Origin of the sequence: Rathayibacter festucae DSM 15932, assembly GCF_004011135.1 — a bacterium.
Classification (GTDB): Bacteria; Actinomycetota; Actinomycetes; order Actinomycetales; family Microbacteriaceae; genus Rathayibacter; species Rathayibacter festucae.
Genome location: NZ_CP028137.1, coordinates 787,463 through 803,351 on the forward strand (window position 1 = coordinate 787,463; position 15,889 = coordinate 803,351).

The following is a 15,889-nucleotide window of genomic DNA, read 5'->3' on the forward strand; positions in this document are numbered from 1 at the left end:
GATGAGGACTCGCTTCCTGCGGAGGACGGCGGCTGCGCTGGTCGTGCTGGCGACCGTGCTGGGCATCGGTGCGCTCACGACGGCGCCCGCGGCGGCGCTGACGTCGGGGACGAGGTCGAACGAGCCCTGGGTGGTGCAGCTGTACGACTCGTTCGACGGCCGGGACGGGCGCAGCTGCACCGGCACGGCGATCGCCGCCGATTGGGTGCTCACCGCGGATCACTGCCCCTCGAGCCACGTGTACTACCGGTACTCACTGGATCCCGCGGAGGACGAGGTCCTGGCCACGGTGCCCGTCGCGGAGACGATCTCCCTGGCCCCCGCTGACATGAAGCTGCTGCGGCTCTCCCGCGACCACGTTCTGCCGCAGTACCCGACGCTGCTCCCGAAGGGATACCGGAGAGGATCGGTCGGCGACGTGTACGGGATGGGGGCGAGCCCGCTCGCCCTGCAGCGGACCGAGAAGGTGCGGGTCCACGACGTCCTGCAGACCGATGACGACGTCCTCGAGCTCACCAGCACGGCGATGACGGATCGCGCCGAGCAGATCGGGGAGCCCGGGGACTCGGGCGGACCGCTGATGATCGGCGGTCGGCTGGTCGGCGTGCTGCACGGTACGAGTGTCGGCGGAGCGCGCGTCCAGCAGATGTACTACAGCGACGTGGGGCCGGCGGTGGCGAAGCTGAAGGAGCTGCAGGAGCACGGCCGTTTCCCGCGGCACACGAGTCCCGAGCAGGCATCGGGAATCACGGACGTCTCGGTCGTCCGCGGGTACGTGGAGGCGACGATGAGCGAGGCGCTGGTCCGCTCCGGGAAGCGCGTCGTGGTCTGGGTGAACGGGCGCTACGCGGGCGACTACAACGAGGGCAGGGGCTGGTACGCGTGGAAGTACGACGTCCCGGGCGGCACGAAGATCGTCCCCACCACTCCCGTGAAGGACGGCGACCTCGTCCAGGTCGGCGAGCTGGCCTCGGGCGTGGACGTCGCCGCGGCCGACCTGCTCTTCCAGTCGACGCTCGACGGCATCGACAGCGTCCAGCGGACCGGTGACCGGGTCGCGGTGACGATGAGTCGCGCGCTGGTGAACTCCGGGAAGCGGGTCGTGGTCTGGGTCGACGGTGTCTACCGGGCCGAGGTGATCGACGACGTGTCGTACTACGCGTCGAAGTCGAACGACGCCCACGGCTCCGTGGTCGTGCCCGACGGCACGGTGCGCGCGGGTGCGCTCGTCACGATCGGAGTGCTCCCCTCGGGCACCGACGTCGATCAGGCCGAGATACTCGACGCCCGCGTCCTCTGATGCCGGGATGCCGAGGGTCTCCCGCCCGACGCGGGCCCGCTGCGGCTGCAATCGGGCCGCGGCCGCCCCGCCGCCGGCCGAGGCGCCTCAGTAAGACGTTCGTTCTGAGTTGAGAGAGAGTCGGGCGGGACACCCGACCTGAAGGGAGAAGAAGTGACGGTGATGAGAGATCGAGTCGTGCGACACATCGCAGCGGGGGTGGTCTGCCTGGCGATCGTGCTGGGAGTCGGGGTGGGGGCGGCGGCCCCCGCGGCAGCGCTGACCTCGGGGACGAGGTCGAATGAGCCCTGGGTGGTGGAGGTGTACGGCTCGCGGTTCGGCCTCCAGGGCGGCCTTCCCTGCACCGGGACGGCGATCGCCGCGGACTGGGTGCTCACGGCGGATCACTGCGAAGCGACCGACGTCTTCTACCGGTACACGCCGAGCGAGGGAGGCGAGGAGGTGCGGGCGGAGGTCGCGGTAGCGGAGACGATCTCGCTCGCCCCCCTGGAGATGAAGCTCGTCCGGCTCTCCAAGAGGCACGAGCTGCCGCGCTACCCGACGCTGCGACCGGGCGGGTACCGGGTCGGCTCTGTCGGCAACATCTACGGGGTGGGCGAGGGCTGGCTCGCTCTGCAGAGAACGGAGAAGGTCTGGATCCGGAACGTGGGGCCGATGGCGCACGGTGCCATCGGGATCCACACCACGGCGACCAACGGCGGCACCGAGCAGATCGGACAACCCGGGGACTCGGGTGGACCCCTGATCGTCAACGGGAACCTGGTCGGCGTGTTCTACGGCACGACCGAACCGGACGAATCGGTCCAGAAGATGGGCTACACCGATGTGGGGCCGGTGGTGGCGAAGCTCAAGGAGCTGCAAGCACATGGCCGCTTCCCCAGGGACGTGAGCTCCGACCACGCGGTCGGGATCACGGACGTCTCGGTCGTCCGCGGGTACGTGGAGGCGACGATGAGCGAGGCGCTGGTCCGCTCCGGGAAGCGCGTCGTGGTCTGGGTGAACGGGCGCTACGCGGGCGACTACAACGAGGGCAGGGGCTGGTACGCGTGGAAGTACGACGTCCCGGGCGGCACGAAGATCGTCCCCACCACTCCCGTGAAGGACGGCGACCTCGTCCAGGTCGGCGAGCTGGCCTCCGGCGTGGACGTCGCCGCGGCCGACCTGCTCTTCCAGTCGACGCTCGACGGCATCGACAGCGTCCAGCGGACCGGTGACCGGGTCGCGGTGACGATGAGTCGTGCGCTGGTGAACTCCGGGAAGCGGGTCGTGGTCTGGGTCGACGGCGTCTACCGGGCCGAGGTGCTCGACGACGTCTCGCTGTACGCGTCGAAGTCGAACATCGACGGCGCCTCGATCATCACGCCCGACGGCACTGTGCCGGAGGGCGCCCTCGTGCAGATCGGAGTGCTGCCCGCGGGGACCGACCTCGATCAGGCCGAGATCCTCGACGCCCGCGTGCTCTGAACGACCAAGCCCACCCCGACGGCCGGCTAGAGCTCGAGCACGTCGCCCGGCTCGAGGGCGTGGTACTCGCCGCCGCCCTCGCGGGTCGCCCAGCCGAGGCGGTCGTGGCCGAGCTTCTGGCCCGCCTCGGACAGCACGCGCTCGTGCGTCGCGAAGGCGTGCCGCGGCGCGAGCGCGAGGACGTAGTCGATCGACTCCGCGATCTTCATCCAGGGGGCACCGGAGGGGGCCGCCAGCACCTCGACGTCGACGCCGGCCGGCACGGTGAAGGAGTCGCCCGCGTAGTAGAACCGGCCGTTCACCAGCACCCCGACGTTGTCGATCACAGGAATCGAGGAGTGGATCACCGCGTGCCGCGAGCCGAAGAAGCGCAGCTCGAACGGTCCGACCTCGACGACGTCGCCCTCGGCGACCGTCTCGACCTCGAAGCCCTCGGCCGCCGCGCCGACACCGGCCGGGCCGAGGATGCGCAGCGCCGGGTTCGCGGCGCGCAGCCGCTCCAGCTGCTCCGCGGTCCAGTGGTCGGCGTGCTCGTGGGTGATCACGACCGCGACGGTGCCGGCCGTGCCCTCGAGGGGGCGGGTGAAGGAGCCGGGGTCGAGGACGAGCCGCGAGCCCGCCTCCTCGACGAGGACGGTGGCGTGCTCGAGCTTGGTCAGTCGCATGCTCCGAGCCTCTCGCGGGGGCCGCCGCGGTGCAAGACGGCCTCGGGGACCGCGCCGTCCGCCCGCTCGATTTGCACCGGTGCGGATCCGTGTGCAACACTCTTCGAGTTGCAAAAACGCGGCCCCATCGTTTAGCGGCCTAGGACGTCGCCCTCTCACGGCGGTAACGCGGGTTCAAATCCCGCTGGGGTCACCACGGCAACACGAGCAGAACCCCCGGTCATGGCCGGGGGTTCTTCTCGTTTAACGGCCCGCTCCCCGGGGAGAGACCGTCGGAATCCACTCACCCCCGGAAGGTCCCCATGCAAGAGCTGCCCGTCTGGTTCGTGACCGGCTCGTTCGTCGTCCTCAGCCTGATCCTGGCCGCGGACCTGCTGCTGGTCTACAAGCGCCCGCACGTGCCGAGCCTGAAGGAGTCCGGCCTCTGGGTCGGCTTCTACGTCACGCTCGCGCTCATCTTCGCCCTGGTGATGCTGCTGCTGGGCGGGGGAGAGGTCGCCGGCCAGTTCGTCGCGGGCTGGCTGACCGAGTACAGCCTGTCGATCGACAACCTGTTCGTCTTCGTGATCATCATGGGCCGCTTCGCGGTGCCGCCGAAGTACCAGCAGGAAGTGCTGATGGTGGGCATCATCATCGCGCTGATCTTCCGCGGGGTGTTCATCCTGCTCGGCGCGCAGCTGATCGAGAGCTTCAGCTGGATCTTCTACCTCTTCGGCGCCTTCCTCGTCTACACCGCCTGGAACCAGGCGTTCGGCAAGGAGGACGAGAACGAGGGCACCGACAACCTCCTCATCCGCCTGCTGCGCAAGCGCGTGAAGATCTCGGACGAGTTCGACGGCTCGAAGATCCGCACGGTGAAGGACGGCAAGAAGTACTTCACCCCGATGCTGATCGTGTTCCTCGCGATCGGCTCCACCGACCTGCTCTTCGCGCTCGACTCGATCCCGGCGATCTTCGGCATCACCGAGAGCCCGTTCATCGTCTTCACCGCGAACATCTTCGCCCTGATGGGCCTGCGCCAGCTCTACTTCCTGCTCGGCGGTCTGATCGACAAGCTCGAGTACCTCAAGTACGGCATCGCGTTCATCCTCGCCTTCATCGGCGTGAAGCTCGTGCTGCACGCCCTGCACGAGAACGACCTTCCGTTCCTCAACGGCGGCGAGCCGCTGCCGGTCTGGGACATCGACACGATCACCTCGCTCGCCGTCATCGTCGTCAGCATGACCGTCGCCACGGTCGCCAGCCTGATCAAGATGCGCCGCGAGCACTCCCACATCGAGCTGCACGACGGCCACCCGGAGGTCGTCGCCGACGCCGACGGGCAGGACCGCGCCGAGAAGAAGTGAGCCCGGTCCCGTGACTGCGACGACGAGCACGACCAGCATCGAGCTGCCCCAGGGCGTCCTGCACCTGACGGTGTCGAGCAGCACCGACGTCGGCGCCGTCCGCCGGGTGAACGAGGACGCCCTCCTGGTCGCGCCGACGCTGGTCGCCGTCGCCGACGGCATGGGCGGGCACGCCCGCGGCGACCTGGCCAGCTCGACCGCCGTCGAGAGCCTGCGGGCGAGCGCGGCCGAGGCGATCGGCCCGGTGTCGGACGTCTTCGCCGTCGTCGAGACGGCGAACGCCGCGGTCCGCGACCTCGACGTCGGCGGCGCCCTCTGCGGCACGACGCTCACCGGCCTCACGCTCGTCCGGCCGGAGGGCGGCGGACCGGCCTCCTGGGCCCTGTTCAACGTCGGCGACTCCCGGGTCTACCGCTGGGACGGCGCAGGGATCCAGCAGCTGACCGTCGACCACTCGGCGGTGCAGGAACTGGTCTCGGCCGGCCTGCTCAGCCGGGAGGCGGCGGAGTCGCACCCCGACCGCAACATCGTCACCCGGGCGCTCGGCGCCGACGACGAGGTCGAGACGGACGTCTGGACTCTGCCGATCGTGCCCCGGGCGACCTACCTGCTCTGCTCCGACGGCCTCACCAAGGAGCTCTCCGACGCCCGCATCGCCGAGCTCTTCGCCCGCCGCGACGCGGGGGACCTGCACGGAGCCGATGTCGCCGAGGAGCTCGTGCGCGCCGCGGTCGACGCGGGCGGACGGGACAACGTGACGGTCGTCGTCGTGGAGGCCGTGCTCGTGCCCCGGGCCTAGACCGTCGACCCGGCTCCACTGGTCGTGCCCCTCGAACAGGTGGCAGCGACTCCGGCTCCGGACTGCAGAGCCGGGCTGTCGATGGGCATACTGGAGGGATGGACACCGTCGAGGCTCTCGATCGCGCGAAGATGCGCTTCGCAGAGGGGGACGTCCGAGGAGCCGTGTCGCTGCTCGAGCGCTGCGTCGAGGCCGACCCCACCTGGATCGACCCCCGCGTCCTCCTGTCCGAGCTCTACCGGAGGTCCGGCGACCTCATCGAGGCGGGCCGGTGGGGCTACCTGATCGAGAACTGCGCCGCTCCCGAGGAGCGGCGGGCCTTCGAGCGTGCGCTGGTGCGCACCGACGAGGACCCGTTCGAGTTCGCCGAGCGCGCCCTGGTGCGCCCGCTCGAGCTCGCGGCCGAGTCGAAGCACGCGGCGATGATGCTCGCGGCGCTCCCGGCCCGCATCGACGAGGCCGAGCGCTTCGAGCGAGAGTCGCCCGACCCGCTCGACGGCGACTGGTTCGAGCACGAGGCGCTGCCGGTGAAGCGGCGCTCGGGCTTCGTCGGGATGGTCGGCGCGGCGGTGGCCGCGGTCTTCGTCGTCGGCGGCGTCGTGGTCGGTGCGGCCGCGCTGCTGGTGGTCCCCGCGGTGCTCATCGCGATGCTCGTCGCGCCCTGACGGCCGCTCCGGTCCGCCCCGATCCGCTCGGGCCGCGCCTCCCTGCCGCTCGTCGGCGCGGTGCTATCCTCGGTCAATGCTGTTCGGCCGGCTCCTTCTTCTCCGCCGCGACGAGACCTCGATCTGACAGGCCTCCCTCGTCGCGGTGTCTCTCGCGGGCTGACCACCATTCCTGAGGAAGAGAAACCCGTCATGAACGACAGTTCCCCCGACACCGCCGCGCCCTCGGCCGCCGAGATCCCGGCCGCCGAGCGCCCGCGCACCCTGGCCGAGAAGGTCTGGGACGACCACCTCGTCGCCAAGGGCGAGGACGGCACGCCCGACCTGATCTACATCGACCTGCACCTGGTGCACGAGGTGACCAGCCCGCAGGCCTTCGACGGCCTCCGCCAGGCCGGCCGACCCGTCCGCCGCCCCGATCTGACGATCGCGACCGAGGACCACAACACCCCGACCGTCGGCATCGACAAGCCGATCGCCGACCTCACCAGCCGCACCCAGATCGAGACCCTGCGGCGCAACGCCGCCGAGTTCGGCGTCCGCCTGCACTCCCTCGGCGACATCGAGCAGGGCATCGTGCACGTCGTCGGCCCGCAGCTCGGGCTGACCATGCCCGGCATCACCGTCGTCTGCGGCGACTCGCACACCTCGACCCACGGCGCGTTCGGCGCGATGGCGTTCGGCATCGGCACCAGCGAGGTCGAGCACGTGATGGCCACGCAGACCCTGCCGCTCAAGCCCTTCAAGACCATGGCGATCACGGTCGAGGGCGAGCTGCGCGAGGGCGTCACGGCGAAGGACATCATCCTCGCCGTGATCGCGAAGATCGGCACCGGCGGCGGTCAGGGCTACGTGCTCGAGTACCGCGGCTCGGCGATCCGCGCGCTCTCGATGGAGGGCCGGATGACGATCTGCAACATGTCGATCGAGGCGGGCGCGCGCGCCGGCATGGTCGCGCCCGACGAGACGACCTTCGCCTATCTCGAGGGCCGCCCGCACGCCCCCGAGGGGCAGGACTGGGAGGACGCGGTCGCCTACTGGCGGACGCTGCCGAGCGACGAGGGCGCCGTCTTCGACGCCGAGGTCGTCCTCGACGCGGACGCGCTCGAGCCGTTCGTCACCTGGGGCACCAATCCCGGCCAGGGCGTCTCGCTCTCGCAGGCCGTGCCCGACCCCGACGCGATCGCCGACCCGAACGAGCGCTCCAACGCCCGCCGCGCGCTGGAGTACATGGACCTCGAGGCCGGCACCCCGATGAAGGAGATCCCGGTCGACGCGGTCTTCATGGGCTCCTGCACCAACTCCCGCATCGAGGACCTCCGCGCCTTCGCGTCGATCATCGCCGGCCGCACCAAGGCGCCCGGCGTCCGGGTGATGGTCGTCCCCGGCTCCGCCCGCGTGCGCATCGAGGCCGAGGCCGAGGGCCTGGACAAGGTGATCACCGCGTTCGGCGCCGAGTGGCGCTTCGCCGGCTGCTCGATGTGCCTCGGCATGAACCCGGACCAGCTCGCCCCGGGGGAGCGCTGCGCCTCCACCTCGAACCGCAACTTCGAGGGCAGGCAGGGCAAGGGCGGCCGCACCCACCTGGTGTCGCCGCTGGTCGCCGCCGCGACCGCCGTGCGCGGCACCCTCTCCAGTCCGTCGGATCTGGAGCCCGTCCGCGAGCTGGTGGAGGCCTGATCATGGAGAAGTTCGAGACCGTCACCGGCATCGCCGCGCCGCTGAAGCGCAGCAACGTCGACACCGACCAGATCATCCCCGCCGTCTTCCTCAAGCGGGTCACCAAGACCGGCTTCGAGGACGCGCTCTTCCACGGCTGGCGCCAGGACCCGGAGTTCGTGCTCAACCAGCCGGCGTTCCAGGGTGCGCAGATCCTCGTCGCGGGCCCCGACTTCGGCACCGGCTCCAGCCGCGAGCACGCCGTCTGGGCACTGCGCGACTTCGGCTTCCGCGTCGTGCTGTCCTCCCGCTTCGGCGACATCTTCCGCGGCAACTCCGGCAAGCAGGGGCTGCTCGCGGCGGCCCTGGCGGAGAGCGACATCGACCGGCTCTGGGAGCTGATCGATGCGACGCCGGGAATAGAAATGACCGTCGATCTGGTTGGTCGTACGGTCACCGCCGGTGGCGAGACCTTCCCTTTCGAGGTCGACGACTACACTCGTTGGCGCCTGATCGAAGGGCTGGACGACATCGGCCTGACCCTGCGCGACGAAGCGCTCATTTCCGAATTCGAGACCCGTCGCGCGAGCTGGCGGCCCAAGACATTGCCGGTGAAATAGCGTGAACACACTTCTTCAGGACGCCAAGGCGGCGGGAGCACAGGATGCGAAGGCGGCGGGAGCCCGTGTGGGGATGACCACCGAGCGGATCACCATCCACGGCGGGCGGCCGCTGAAGGGCCGGATCGAGCTCAAGGGCGCGAAGAACCTCGTCACCAAGGCGATGGTCGCCGCGCTCCTCGGCGAGACCGCGTCCACCCTGCGCGACGTCCCGGACATCAGCGACGTCCGCGTGGTCAAGGGCCTCCTCGAGGTGCACGGCGTCAAGGTGAAGCAGGGCCCCGAGGTGGGCGAGCTGATCCTCGACCCCTCCAACGTCGAGTCCGCGCACTTCGCCGATATCGACGCCCACGCCGGCTCCAGCCGCATCCCGATCCTGTTCTGCGGACCGCTGCTGCACCGCCTCGGCGAGGCGTTCATCCCCGACCTCGGCGGCTGCCGCATCGGCGACCGCCCGATCGACTACCACCTCGAGGTGCTCCGCAACTTCGGTGCCATCGTCGAGAAGCTGCCCTCCGGCATCCGGATGTCGGCGCCCGAGGGCCTGCACGGCGCCAAGGTGTCGCTGCCCTACCCGAGCGTCGGCGCGACCGAGCAGGTGCTGCTCACCGCCGTCCGCGCGTCGGGCATCACCGAGCTGTCGGGTGCGGCGATCGAGCCGGAGATCATGGATCTCATCAACATCCTGCAGAAGATGGGCGCGATCATCTCGGTCGACACCGACCGCGTGATCCGCATCGAGGGCGTCGACCGCCTGGAGGGCTACACCCACCGCGCGCTCTTCGACCGCAACGAGGCCGCGTCCTGGGCCGCCGCGGCCCTCGCGACCGACGGCGACATCTTCGTCGGCGGCGCCCGCCAGCAGGAGATGACGACCTTCCTCAACGTCTTCCGCAAGGTCGGCGGCGCGTTCGAGATCGCCGAGGACGGCATCCGCTTCTACCACCCCGGTGGCGAGCTCAAGCCGGTCATCATCGAGACCGACGTGCACCCCGGCTTCATGACCGACTGGCAGCAGCCGCTCGTCGTGGCGCTGACCAAGGCCAAGGGTGTGTCGATCGTGCACGAGACCGTCTACGAGCAGCGCTTCGGCTTCGTCGACGCGCTGGTCGAGATGGGCGCGACCATCCAGATCCACCGCGAGTGCCTCGGTGGCCAGGCCTGCCGCTTCGGTCAGCGCAACTTCATGCACTCCGCGGTCATCTCCGGCCCGTCGAAGCTGCACGGCGCCGACATCGTCGTGCCCGACCTGCGCGGCGGCTTCTCGCACCTGATCGCGGCGCTCTCGGCCGAGGGCACCTCCTCGGTCTCGAACGTCGGCATCATCAGCCGCGGCTACGAGAACTTCCTCACCAAGCTCGAGCTGCTCGGCGCCGACTTCTCGCTCGACGCGTAGTCCCGCACTACCTCCGGCACGCTGGAACGGCTCCGGCTCGCAGAATCCCCCCGATCCTGCGAGCCGGAGCCGTTTCCGCGTGCCGGACATCCCGCCGCCGCTCGTCGGCGCGACCTCCGGCTCGCGGAATCGCCTCCGGCTCGTCGGATCGGCTGGATCCCGCGTGCCGAGTCAGATCTTGCGAGCCGGAGTCGCTTCCGGCGGGTCTCGATACGCCCCTGCGGGGCTGCTCGACCAGCATGGTCTGCGGGCGTCTCCTCCGGTCGATGCGCGCCCTCGAGCACGGCAGGGCGCTTCATGCTGATCGAGTAGCCCGCGGAGCGGGCGTATCGAGATCCACGCACCGGGGGACGGTGGGTCTCGATACGCCCCTTTGGGGCTACTCGACCAGCATGAGCCCACGGCGCTGCAGCCGTCTCCTCATCGCCGAGACACGGAGCCGCGCCGCGCGTTGGCGTGGGCGGCGGGGGCGGCGAAGCCGGGGTGCGAGGATGGGCGGGTGTCTGAACGAAGCCGCCCGTCCATCTTCTGGCTCCTCGCGGCGTTGGTGATCCCGACGCTCACCGCCTCCGTGGACCTCCGGGTCCGCGACATCGACAAGATCCCGCGCAAGGGCGCGTTCGTGTTCGCACCGAACCACTACAGCGAGATCGACCCGTTCATCACGGGCTGGGTGCTGTGGCGGGCCGGTCGCGCACCGCGCTTCCTGGCGAAGGCGTCGCTGTTCAAGATCCCCGTCGCCGGAGCGATCCTGCGCGCCTCGGGGCAGATCCCGGTCGAGCGGGCCGGCTCCGTGCGCGGCAGCGAGCCGCTGAAGGCGGCGAAGGAGCTCGTCGACCGGGGCGGCTCCGTCCTGATCTACCCTGAGGGCACCCTCACCCGCGACCCCGAGCTCTGGCCGATGCGCGGCAAGACCGGCGCTGTGCGGATGGCACTGCAGTACGGACTGCCCGTCGTGCCCGTCGCGCACTGGGGCACCCAGCAGGTCATGGGCCGCTACTCGAGGAAGATCACCCTCTTCCGCCGCAAGCGCGTCGACGTCCTGGTCGGCGATCCCGTCGACCTGTCGGCGTTCCGCGGGCGCAGCCTCGACTCCGCGACCCTCAACGAGGCGTCGACCGTCGTGATGGCCGCGATCACCCGCCTGCTCGAGGAGCTCCGCGGCGAGACGGCACCCGAGAAGCGCTGGAACCCGGCCGAGCACAATCAGAAGGGCACGGGACGCTTTGAGCAGGGGCAGTAGGACCGAGAAGGCGCCGATCCCCGTGCCGCGCCGCGTCGCCGTCCTCGGCGCCGGCAGCTGGGGGACCACCTTCGCCAAGATCCTCGCCGACGGCGGCTCCGATGTCGTGATGTGGGCGCGGCGGGCCGAGCTCGCCCGCGAGATCACCGAGGCCAAGCGCAACAGCGACTACCTCCCCGGCATCAACCTGCCGCGCAACATCCGGGCGACCCCGCGGATCGAGGAGGCGCTCGAGGGCGCCGACCACGTCTACCTCTCCATCCCGTCGCAGACCCTGCGCGGGAACCTCGAGGCGATCACGCCGTTCCTCACCGAGCGGACCGTCCTGGTCAGCCTGATGAAGGGCGTCGAGAAGGGCACCGGCCAGCGGATGAGCGAGGTGATCTCGCAGGTGCTGCCGATCGATCCGAGCCGGATCGCGGTCGCCTCCGGGCCGAACCTCGCGCTCGAGATCGCGAAGGAGCAGCCGACCGCGGCGGTCATCGCCTCGGAGAGCCTCGTCACCGCGCAGGAGGTCGCGCTCGCCGCGACCAACCGCTACTTCCGCTCCTACGTCAACACCGACGTGATCGGGACCGAGTTCGGCGGCGTGCTGAAGAACCTGATCGCCGTCGCGATCGGCATCGTCGACGGCGTCGGCTACGGCGAGAACACCAAGGCGTCGATCATCACCCGCGGCCTCGCCGAGATGACCGACTTCGCCGTCGCCTACGGCGGGCGGCCCGAGACGATGTCCGGGCTGGCCGGCCTCGGCGACCTCATCGCGACGTCGAGCTCGTCGCTCTCGCGCAACAACACGGCCGGGCGCCTGCTCGGCCAGGGCTACAGCTTCGGCGACGTCGTGAAGTCGATGCAGCAGACGGCGGAGGGGCTCTCCTCGGTCGCGCCGATCCTCGAGCTCGCCCGGGCCCGCGGAGTCGACATGCCCATCGTCGAGCAGGTGTCGCAGGTGCTCGCCGGTACGCTCGATCCGAAGGACATCGCGCCGCACCTGACCACGGATTCGGACGAGCCCCAGGGTGAGAGGAACCTCGATGACCAGCAAGCTCGCAGTGGCCGTTCTGTTCGGGGGGCGTTCAAGCGAGCACTCGATCAGCTGCGCAACGGCGGCGGGGGTGCTGCGGGCGATCGATCGTGACCGCTTCGACGTGATCCCCGTCGGGATCACCGCTGACGGCGCGTTCGTGCTCGAGGAGGACCGGCCGGAGAAGTTCGCGCTCGACGCGAGCGCCCTGCCGCGGGTCGAGGACAACGGCACGCGCGTGCGCTGGCCGGAGTCGGCGCTCTCCCGCGAGCTGACCGTCACCGCGGCCGACGGCTCCGTCCGCTCGCTCGGCGACGTGGACGTCGTCCTGCCGATCCTGCACGGCCCGTGGGGCGAGGACGGCACCGTCCAGGGGATGCTCGAGCTGGTCGGTCTGCCCTACGTCGGCTCGGGCGTGCTCGCGTCCGCGCTCGGGATGGACAAGCACTTCACCAAGACCGTCTTCCGCGCCGCGGGGATCGCGGTCGCCCCCTGGTACACCGTGACCGAGGCGGAGTGGCGCGAGGACCCGAGCGACGCGTCGTCGGCCCTCGACGAGCTCGGCCTGCCCGCCTTCGTCAAGCCGGCCCGTGCCGGGTCGAGCGTCGGCGTGAGCCGGGTCGACGAGCGCTCGCAGCTGGACGCGGCCCTCGAGGAGGCGTTCTCGCACGACTCCCGGGTGCTGATCGAGTCCGCGATCGTCGGCCGGGAGGTCGAGATCGGCGTGCTCGGAGCGCGCCGGGGAGAGTCCCCGCGCGCGTCCGTGGCCGGCGAGGTCGTCGTCAGCGGCGGCGGCTTCTACGACTTCGAGGCGAAGTACCTCGGCATGAAGGGCGTCGAGCTGGTCTGCCCGGCCGAGCTCACCGAGGACGAGCTCGCCGAGATGCGAGCCCTCGCGGTCAGCGCCTTCACCGCGATCGGGGCCGAGGGCCTCGCCCGCGTCGACTTCTTCCTCACGGCCGACGGCTTCGTCATCAACGAGATCAACACGATGCCCGGCTTCACGCCGATCTCGATGTTCCCGCGGATGTGGGGCGCGAGCGGCGTCGACTACCCCGACCTGATCAGCGAGCTGCTCGACCTGGCGCTCGAGCGCGTCCCGGCCGCGGTCCGATGACCGAGGCGGGCCTCGGCCTCAGGCTCGAGCCGGGTCCGCGGGCGCCGTTCGAGCAGATCCGCGAGGGGATCACCGCGCAGGTCGCCGCCGGGTCGCTCCTGGTCGGCACTCGGCTGCCCGCGGTGCGGACCCTCGCCGAGGAGCTGGGCGTCGCTCCGGGGACCGTCGCGCGGGCCTACAAGGAGCTCGAGGCCGCGGGGATCGTGGAGACGCGGGGACGCGCCGGGACGGTCGTGTCCGGTGGCGTCGACTCGGTCGAGCACGAGCTGCAGCTGGCGGCCGGCGCGTACGCGGCGCGGGCCCGGGCGCTCGGAGCGACGCCGGAGCGGGCGCTCGAGGTCGCGGCCGCGGCGCTCGGCACCGCGGTCTGACACGCGCTCAGCCCGTGGGCGTGCTCGGCGGGTCGAGGGTGTCCGTGTCGGACACGTTCGTGCAGGCGCGCTCCTGCGGCAGGTAGGAGACGGCGTTCGCGAGGTCGACGACGGCCGAGGTGCCGGAGGCGCGGCTCTGGTCGACGGTGATCTCGACGGCAGGATCGCGGCCGTAGGTGGTCAGCGTGTAGACGTCGTCGGCGGCCTGCGACTCGTCGATGATCCAGTCGACGCCGCTGACCGAGACGCAGAGCTCGGTCGTCGGACCGGGGGGCGTGACACCGCAGTGCAGGATGACGGCGGCGGGGGTGCCCCAGGCCGCCGTGCCCTGCGCGTTCGTCTCGCGCTCGGGCAGCTCGGCGACGACGTCGGGCAGGCGCACCGAGACCTCGGCGCAGCCCTCGTTCGTCGCGTCGTCGGCCGGCTGCAGCGCCACGGCGGCCGAGCAGCCGCTCAGGAGCAGGACGGCGGCGGCGGCGACGAGGGGGGTGCGGAGGAGGCGGGAGGACATCGACGGCAACGCTAGCGTGTGAACCATGGCACCGGATCCGAGCCCCACCCTGGCCGAGCTCAGCGAGGGCGAGGTCCTCGCACGGATCCTGCCGAGGCTCGGCGGCGGTGCCGAGACGCTCGTCGGGCCGGGCGACGACTCCGCGGTCCTGCGGGCGCCGGACGGCCGCTTCGTCGTCACGACCGACATGATGGTGCACGGCCCGGACTTCCGGCTCGCCTGGTCCTCGCCGTTCGATCTCGGCTGGAAGGCCGCCGCCTCCAACCTCTCCGACGTCGCCGCGATGGGCGCCCGCCCGACCGCGCTGGTGGTCGCCATCGCGGCGCCGCAGCGTCTCGGGGTCGACGTGCTCGAGGGGATCGCGGACGGTCTCGCCGCGGGCTGCGCGGCGATGGCCCCCGGCTGCGGCGTGGTAGGCGGCGACCTGTCCGCCTCCGCGACGCTGACCCTGGCGATCACGGCCTTCGGCTCGCTCGACGGCCGGCCGCCGGTGCTGAGGAGCGGCGCGCGCCCGGGCGACGTGATCGCGACCGCCGGGCCGCTCGGCGTCTCCGGGCTCGGCCTCCGGCTGCTCTTCGAGCGTGCCCGGACGGCCGGCGAGCCCGATGCGGCCCTCGCCCGTGCGCTCCGATCCGAGCATCCCGAGGTGCTCGACGCGCAGCTGCGGCCGACGCCGCCGATCGCTGCCGGCATCGCGGCGGGCGGCGTCGCCACGGCGATGATGGACGTCTCCGACGGCGTCGTCCTCGACGCGCGGCGGCTGGCCCGGGCGAGCGGGGTCGTGCTCGATCTCGATCCTGATGCCGTCGACGCCCACGCCGCGCCGCTGACGGCCGTGGACGGGATCGACGCGGCGCTCGCCCGCGCGCTCGTTCTCGGCGGCGGCGAGGACCACGCGATGCTCGCCTGCTTCCCGCCGGGCGCGGCGCTGCCACCCGGCTTCACGCCCCTGGGCACGGTGCGCGAGGGCGCGCCGGAGGTGCGGCTCGGCGGAGTCGCGCTGGACGAGCGCGGCGGCTGGGACCCCTACCTGGGCTGGGACGGCGCCGCGGGCTGATCCGCGGCGGCGGGCGGGTCGGCTACTCGCCCGCCGCCGGCGACGCCCACCAGATCGTCGTCTCGCCGTAGTCCTTCCGCCGGTCGCGCTCGAGCCCGGCGGGCCAGCGCGGCTCCGGGCTGCGCGAGCTCCGCTCGACGACGACGACGGAGTGCTCGGCGAGCAGCGGGAGGACACCGGCGAGGTCGGCGGCCAGCTCGTCCTCGGGGAGGTCGTAGGGCGGGTCGAGGAAGACCGTGTCGGCGTTGACGGCGGGGGAGCCGTCGAGGAACGAGCGCACGGAGGCGATCACGACCTCGATCCGGGGCTTCGGGCGCTTGTTCGAGGCCGCGGCCGTCGCGATCGCGCGGGCGTTCTCGCCGGCGGTCTTCGCGGCCTTCGGGTCGCGCTCCACCAGCAGCACGGACGCGGCGCCGCGGCTGGCCGATTCGAGGCCGAGCGCACCGGAGCCCGCGTAGAGGTCGATGACCGTCGCGCCGTCGAGGGCGTCGCGTGCCTCGAGCGCCGAGAAGATCGCCTCGCGCACCCGGTCGCTCGTGGGTCGCGTGCCGGCGCGGGGGACCCGCAGGGTGAGCGATCCGGCGAAGCCGGCGATGATCCTGGTCACCGTTCCGAGCATAGGACTCGCGCCGAGGGCTGGGAGCCCCCCGGA

Annotated in this window: 16 protein-coding genes and 1 tRNA gene; 14 read left to right on the forward strand and 3 right to left on the reverse strand. The window is 71.3% G+C overall.

From position 1 onward, the window contains the following. Position 1: 1 nt before the first annotated feature. Both C1I64_RS03665 and C1I64_RS03670 read left to right on the forward strand, forming a co-directional pair. On the forward strand, positions 2-1,300 hold the full coding sequence (locus C1I64_RS03665) for a trypsin-like serine protease (protein WP_127886241.1): 1,299 nt from the start codon (positions 2-4) through the stop codon (positions 1,298-1,300). 177 nt (positions 1,301-1,477) lie between these two features. Then, a complete protein-coding gene (locus tag C1I64_RS03670; RefSeq protein WP_208645081.1) occupies positions 1,478-2,764 on the forward strand; it encodes a trypsin-like serine protease in 1,287 nt (428 codons plus the stop codon). A gap of 26 nt (positions 2,765-2,790) precedes the next feature. Here C1I64_RS03670 and C1I64_RS03675 read toward each other — a convergent pair whose 3' ends face one another. Next, the gene (locus C1I64_RS03675) at positions 2,791-3,429 is read right to left on the reverse strand and encodes an MBL fold metallo-hydrolase (RefSeq protein WP_127886243.1); all 639 of its coding nucleotides are present in this window, start codon (positions 3,427-3,429) and stop codon (positions 2,791-2,793) included. A 120-nt stretch (positions 3,430-3,549) separates the two neighbouring features. Between C1I64_RS03675 and C1I64_RS03680 the strand changes: the two genes are divergently transcribed. The 11 genes from C1I64_RS03680 to C1I64_RS03730 all read left to right on the forward strand — a co-directional run bounded on the left by C1I64_RS03680 (position 3,550) and on the right by C1I64_RS03730 (position 13,669). Further along, positions 3,550-3,625, forward strand: a tRNA-Glu gene (locus C1I64_RS03680). Between the two features lie 106 nt (positions 3,626-3,731). Continuing rightward, positions 3,732-4,775, forward strand: a complete 1,044-nt coding sequence (locus C1I64_RS03685; RefSeq protein ID WP_123445561.1) for a TerC family protein — start codon at positions 3,732-3,734, stop codon at positions 4,773-4,775. Between the two features lie 10 nt (positions 4,776-4,785). Continuing rightward, positions 4,786-5,574, forward strand: coding sequence for a PP2C family protein-serine/threonine phosphatase (locus tag C1I64_RS03690; protein WP_244209394.1), 789 nt, complete (start codon positions 4,786-4,788; stop codon positions 5,572-5,574). A 98-nt stretch (positions 5,575-5,672) separates the two neighbouring features. Next, complete coding sequence (locus C1I64_RS03695) at positions 5,673-6,239, forward strand: DUF6584 family protein (protein WP_123445562.1); 567 nt, start codon at positions 5,673-5,675, stop codon at positions 6,237-6,239. A 192-nt stretch (positions 6,240-6,431) separates the two neighbouring features. Further along, complete coding sequence (gene leuC, locus C1I64_RS03700; protein WP_127886244.1) at positions 6,432-7,919, forward strand: 3-isopropylmalate dehydratase large subunit; 1,488 nt, start codon at positions 6,432-6,434, stop codon at positions 7,917-7,919. 2 nt (positions 7,920-7,921) lie between these two features. After that, positions 7,922-8,518, forward strand: coding sequence for a 3-isopropylmalate dehydratase small subunit (gene leuD / locus C1I64_RS03705; RefSeq protein ID WP_123703009.1), 597 nt, complete (start codon positions 7,922-7,924; stop codon positions 8,516-8,518). 73 nt (positions 8,519-8,591) lie between these two features. After that, positions 8,592-9,914, forward strand: a complete 1,323-nt coding sequence (murA, locus tag C1I64_RS03710) for a UDP-N-acetylglucosamine 1-carboxyvinyltransferase (RefSeq protein WP_164874434.1) — start codon at positions 8,592-8,594, stop codon at positions 9,912-9,914. Between the two features lie 499 nt (positions 9,915-10,413). Beyond that, positions 10,414-11,157 carry a lysophospholipid acyltransferase family protein gene (locus C1I64_RS03715; RefSeq protein ID WP_244209395.1) on the forward strand — a complete coding sequence of 248 codons (744 nt, stop codon included), beginning with the start codon at positions 10,414-10,416 and terminating at the stop codon, positions 11,155-11,157. Positions 11,158-11,179: 22 nt separating this feature from the next. Continuing rightward, entirely contained in the window at positions 11,180-12,295 is a 1,116-nt protein-coding gene (locus C1I64_RS03720; RefSeq protein WP_173286025.1) for an NAD(P)H-dependent glycerol-3-phosphate dehydrogenase, read from the forward strand. Continuing rightward, complete coding sequence (locus C1I64_RS03725; RefSeq protein WP_123445570.1) at positions 12,192-13,298, forward strand: D-alanine--D-alanine ligase family protein; 1,107 nt, start codon at positions 12,192-12,194, stop codon at positions 13,296-13,298. Before C1I64_RS03720 ends, C1I64_RS03725 begins: the two co-directional genes overlap by 104 nt. Beyond that, positions 13,295-13,669 (forward strand): GntR family transcriptional regulator, encoded by a 375-nt coding sequence (locus C1I64_RS03730; RefSeq protein ID WP_127886247.1) that lies wholly within the window; start codon positions 13,295-13,297, stop codon positions 13,667-13,669. The genes C1I64_RS03725 and C1I64_RS03730 overlap by 4 nt, the downstream gene beginning before the upstream one ends. Positions 13,670-13,676: 7 nt before the next feature. On the opposite strand, the gene C1I64_RS03735 is transcribed toward C1I64_RS03730, so the two are convergent. Beyond that, complete coding sequence (locus C1I64_RS03735) at positions 13,677-14,180, reverse strand: DUF3515 domain-containing protein (RefSeq protein WP_127886248.1); 504 nt, start codon at positions 14,178-14,180, stop codon at positions 13,677-13,679. A 25-nt stretch (positions 14,181-14,205) separates the two neighbouring features. Between C1I64_RS03735 and thiL the strand changes: the two genes are divergently transcribed. Next, positions 14,206-15,237 (forward strand): thiamine-phosphate kinase, encoded by a 1,032-nt coding sequence (gene thiL / locus C1I64_RS03740; RefSeq protein ID WP_127886249.1) that lies wholly within the window; start codon positions 14,206-14,208, stop codon positions 15,235-15,237. A 22-nt stretch (positions 15,238-15,259) separates the two neighbouring features. Here the strand turns inward: thiL and C1I64_RS03745 are convergent, their stop codons facing one another. Next, positions 15,260-15,844, reverse strand: a complete 585-nt coding sequence (locus tag C1I64_RS03745) for an RsmD family RNA methyltransferase (protein ID WP_123445992.1) — start codon at positions 15,842-15,844, stop codon at positions 15,260-15,262. Positions 15,845-15,889 lie beyond the last annotated feature (45 nt).

What these genes read in the sequence shown, in the direction of transcription:
- C1I64_RS03695 (WP_123445562.1), top strand. Translation starts at nt 5,673, where the DNA reads ATGGACACCGTCGAGGCTCTCGATCGCGCGAAGATGCGCTTCGCAGAG.
- leuC (WP_127886244.1), top strand. Translation starts at nt 6,432, where the DNA reads ATGAACGACAGTTCCCCCGACACCGCCGCGCCCTCGGCCGCCGAGATC.
- C1I64_RS03665 (WP_127886241.1), top strand. Translation starts at nt 2, where the DNA reads ATGAGGACTCGCTTCCTGCGGAGGACGGCGGCTGCGCTGGTCGTGCTG.
- C1I64_RS03675 (WP_127886243.1), bottom strand. Translation starts at nt 3,429, where the DNA reads ATGCGACTGACCAAGCTCGAGCACGCCACCGTCCTCGTCGAGGAGGCG.
- leuD (WP_123703009.1), top strand. Translation starts at nt 7,922, where the DNA reads ATGGAGAAGTTCGAGACCGTCACCGGCATCGCCGCGCCGCTGAAGCGC.
- thiL (WP_127886249.1), top strand. Translation starts at nt 14,206, where the DNA reads ATGGCACCGGATCCGAGCCCCACCCTGGCCGAGCTCAGCGAGGGCGAG.
- C1I64_RS03685 (WP_123445561.1), top strand. Translation starts at nt 3,732, where the DNA reads ATGCAAGAGCTGCCCGTCTGGTTCGTGACCGGCTCGTTCGTCGTCCTC.
- C1I64_RS03735 (WP_127886248.1), bottom strand. Translation starts at nt 14,180, where the DNA reads ATGTCCTCCCGCCTCCTCCGCACCCCCCTCGTCGCCGCCGCCGCCGTC.
- C1I64_RS03730 (WP_127886247.1), top strand. Translation starts at nt 13,295, where the DNA reads ATGACCGAGGCGGGCCTCGGCCTCAGGCTCGAGCCGGGTCCGCGGGCG.
- murA (WP_164874434.1), top strand. Translation starts at nt 8,592, where the DNA reads ATGACCACCGAGCGGATCACCATCCACGGCGGGCGGCCGCTGAAGGGC.
- C1I64_RS03725 (WP_123445570.1), top strand. Translation starts at nt 12,192, where the DNA reads ATGACCAGCAAGCTCGCAGTGGCCGTTCTGTTCGGGGGGCGTTCAAGC.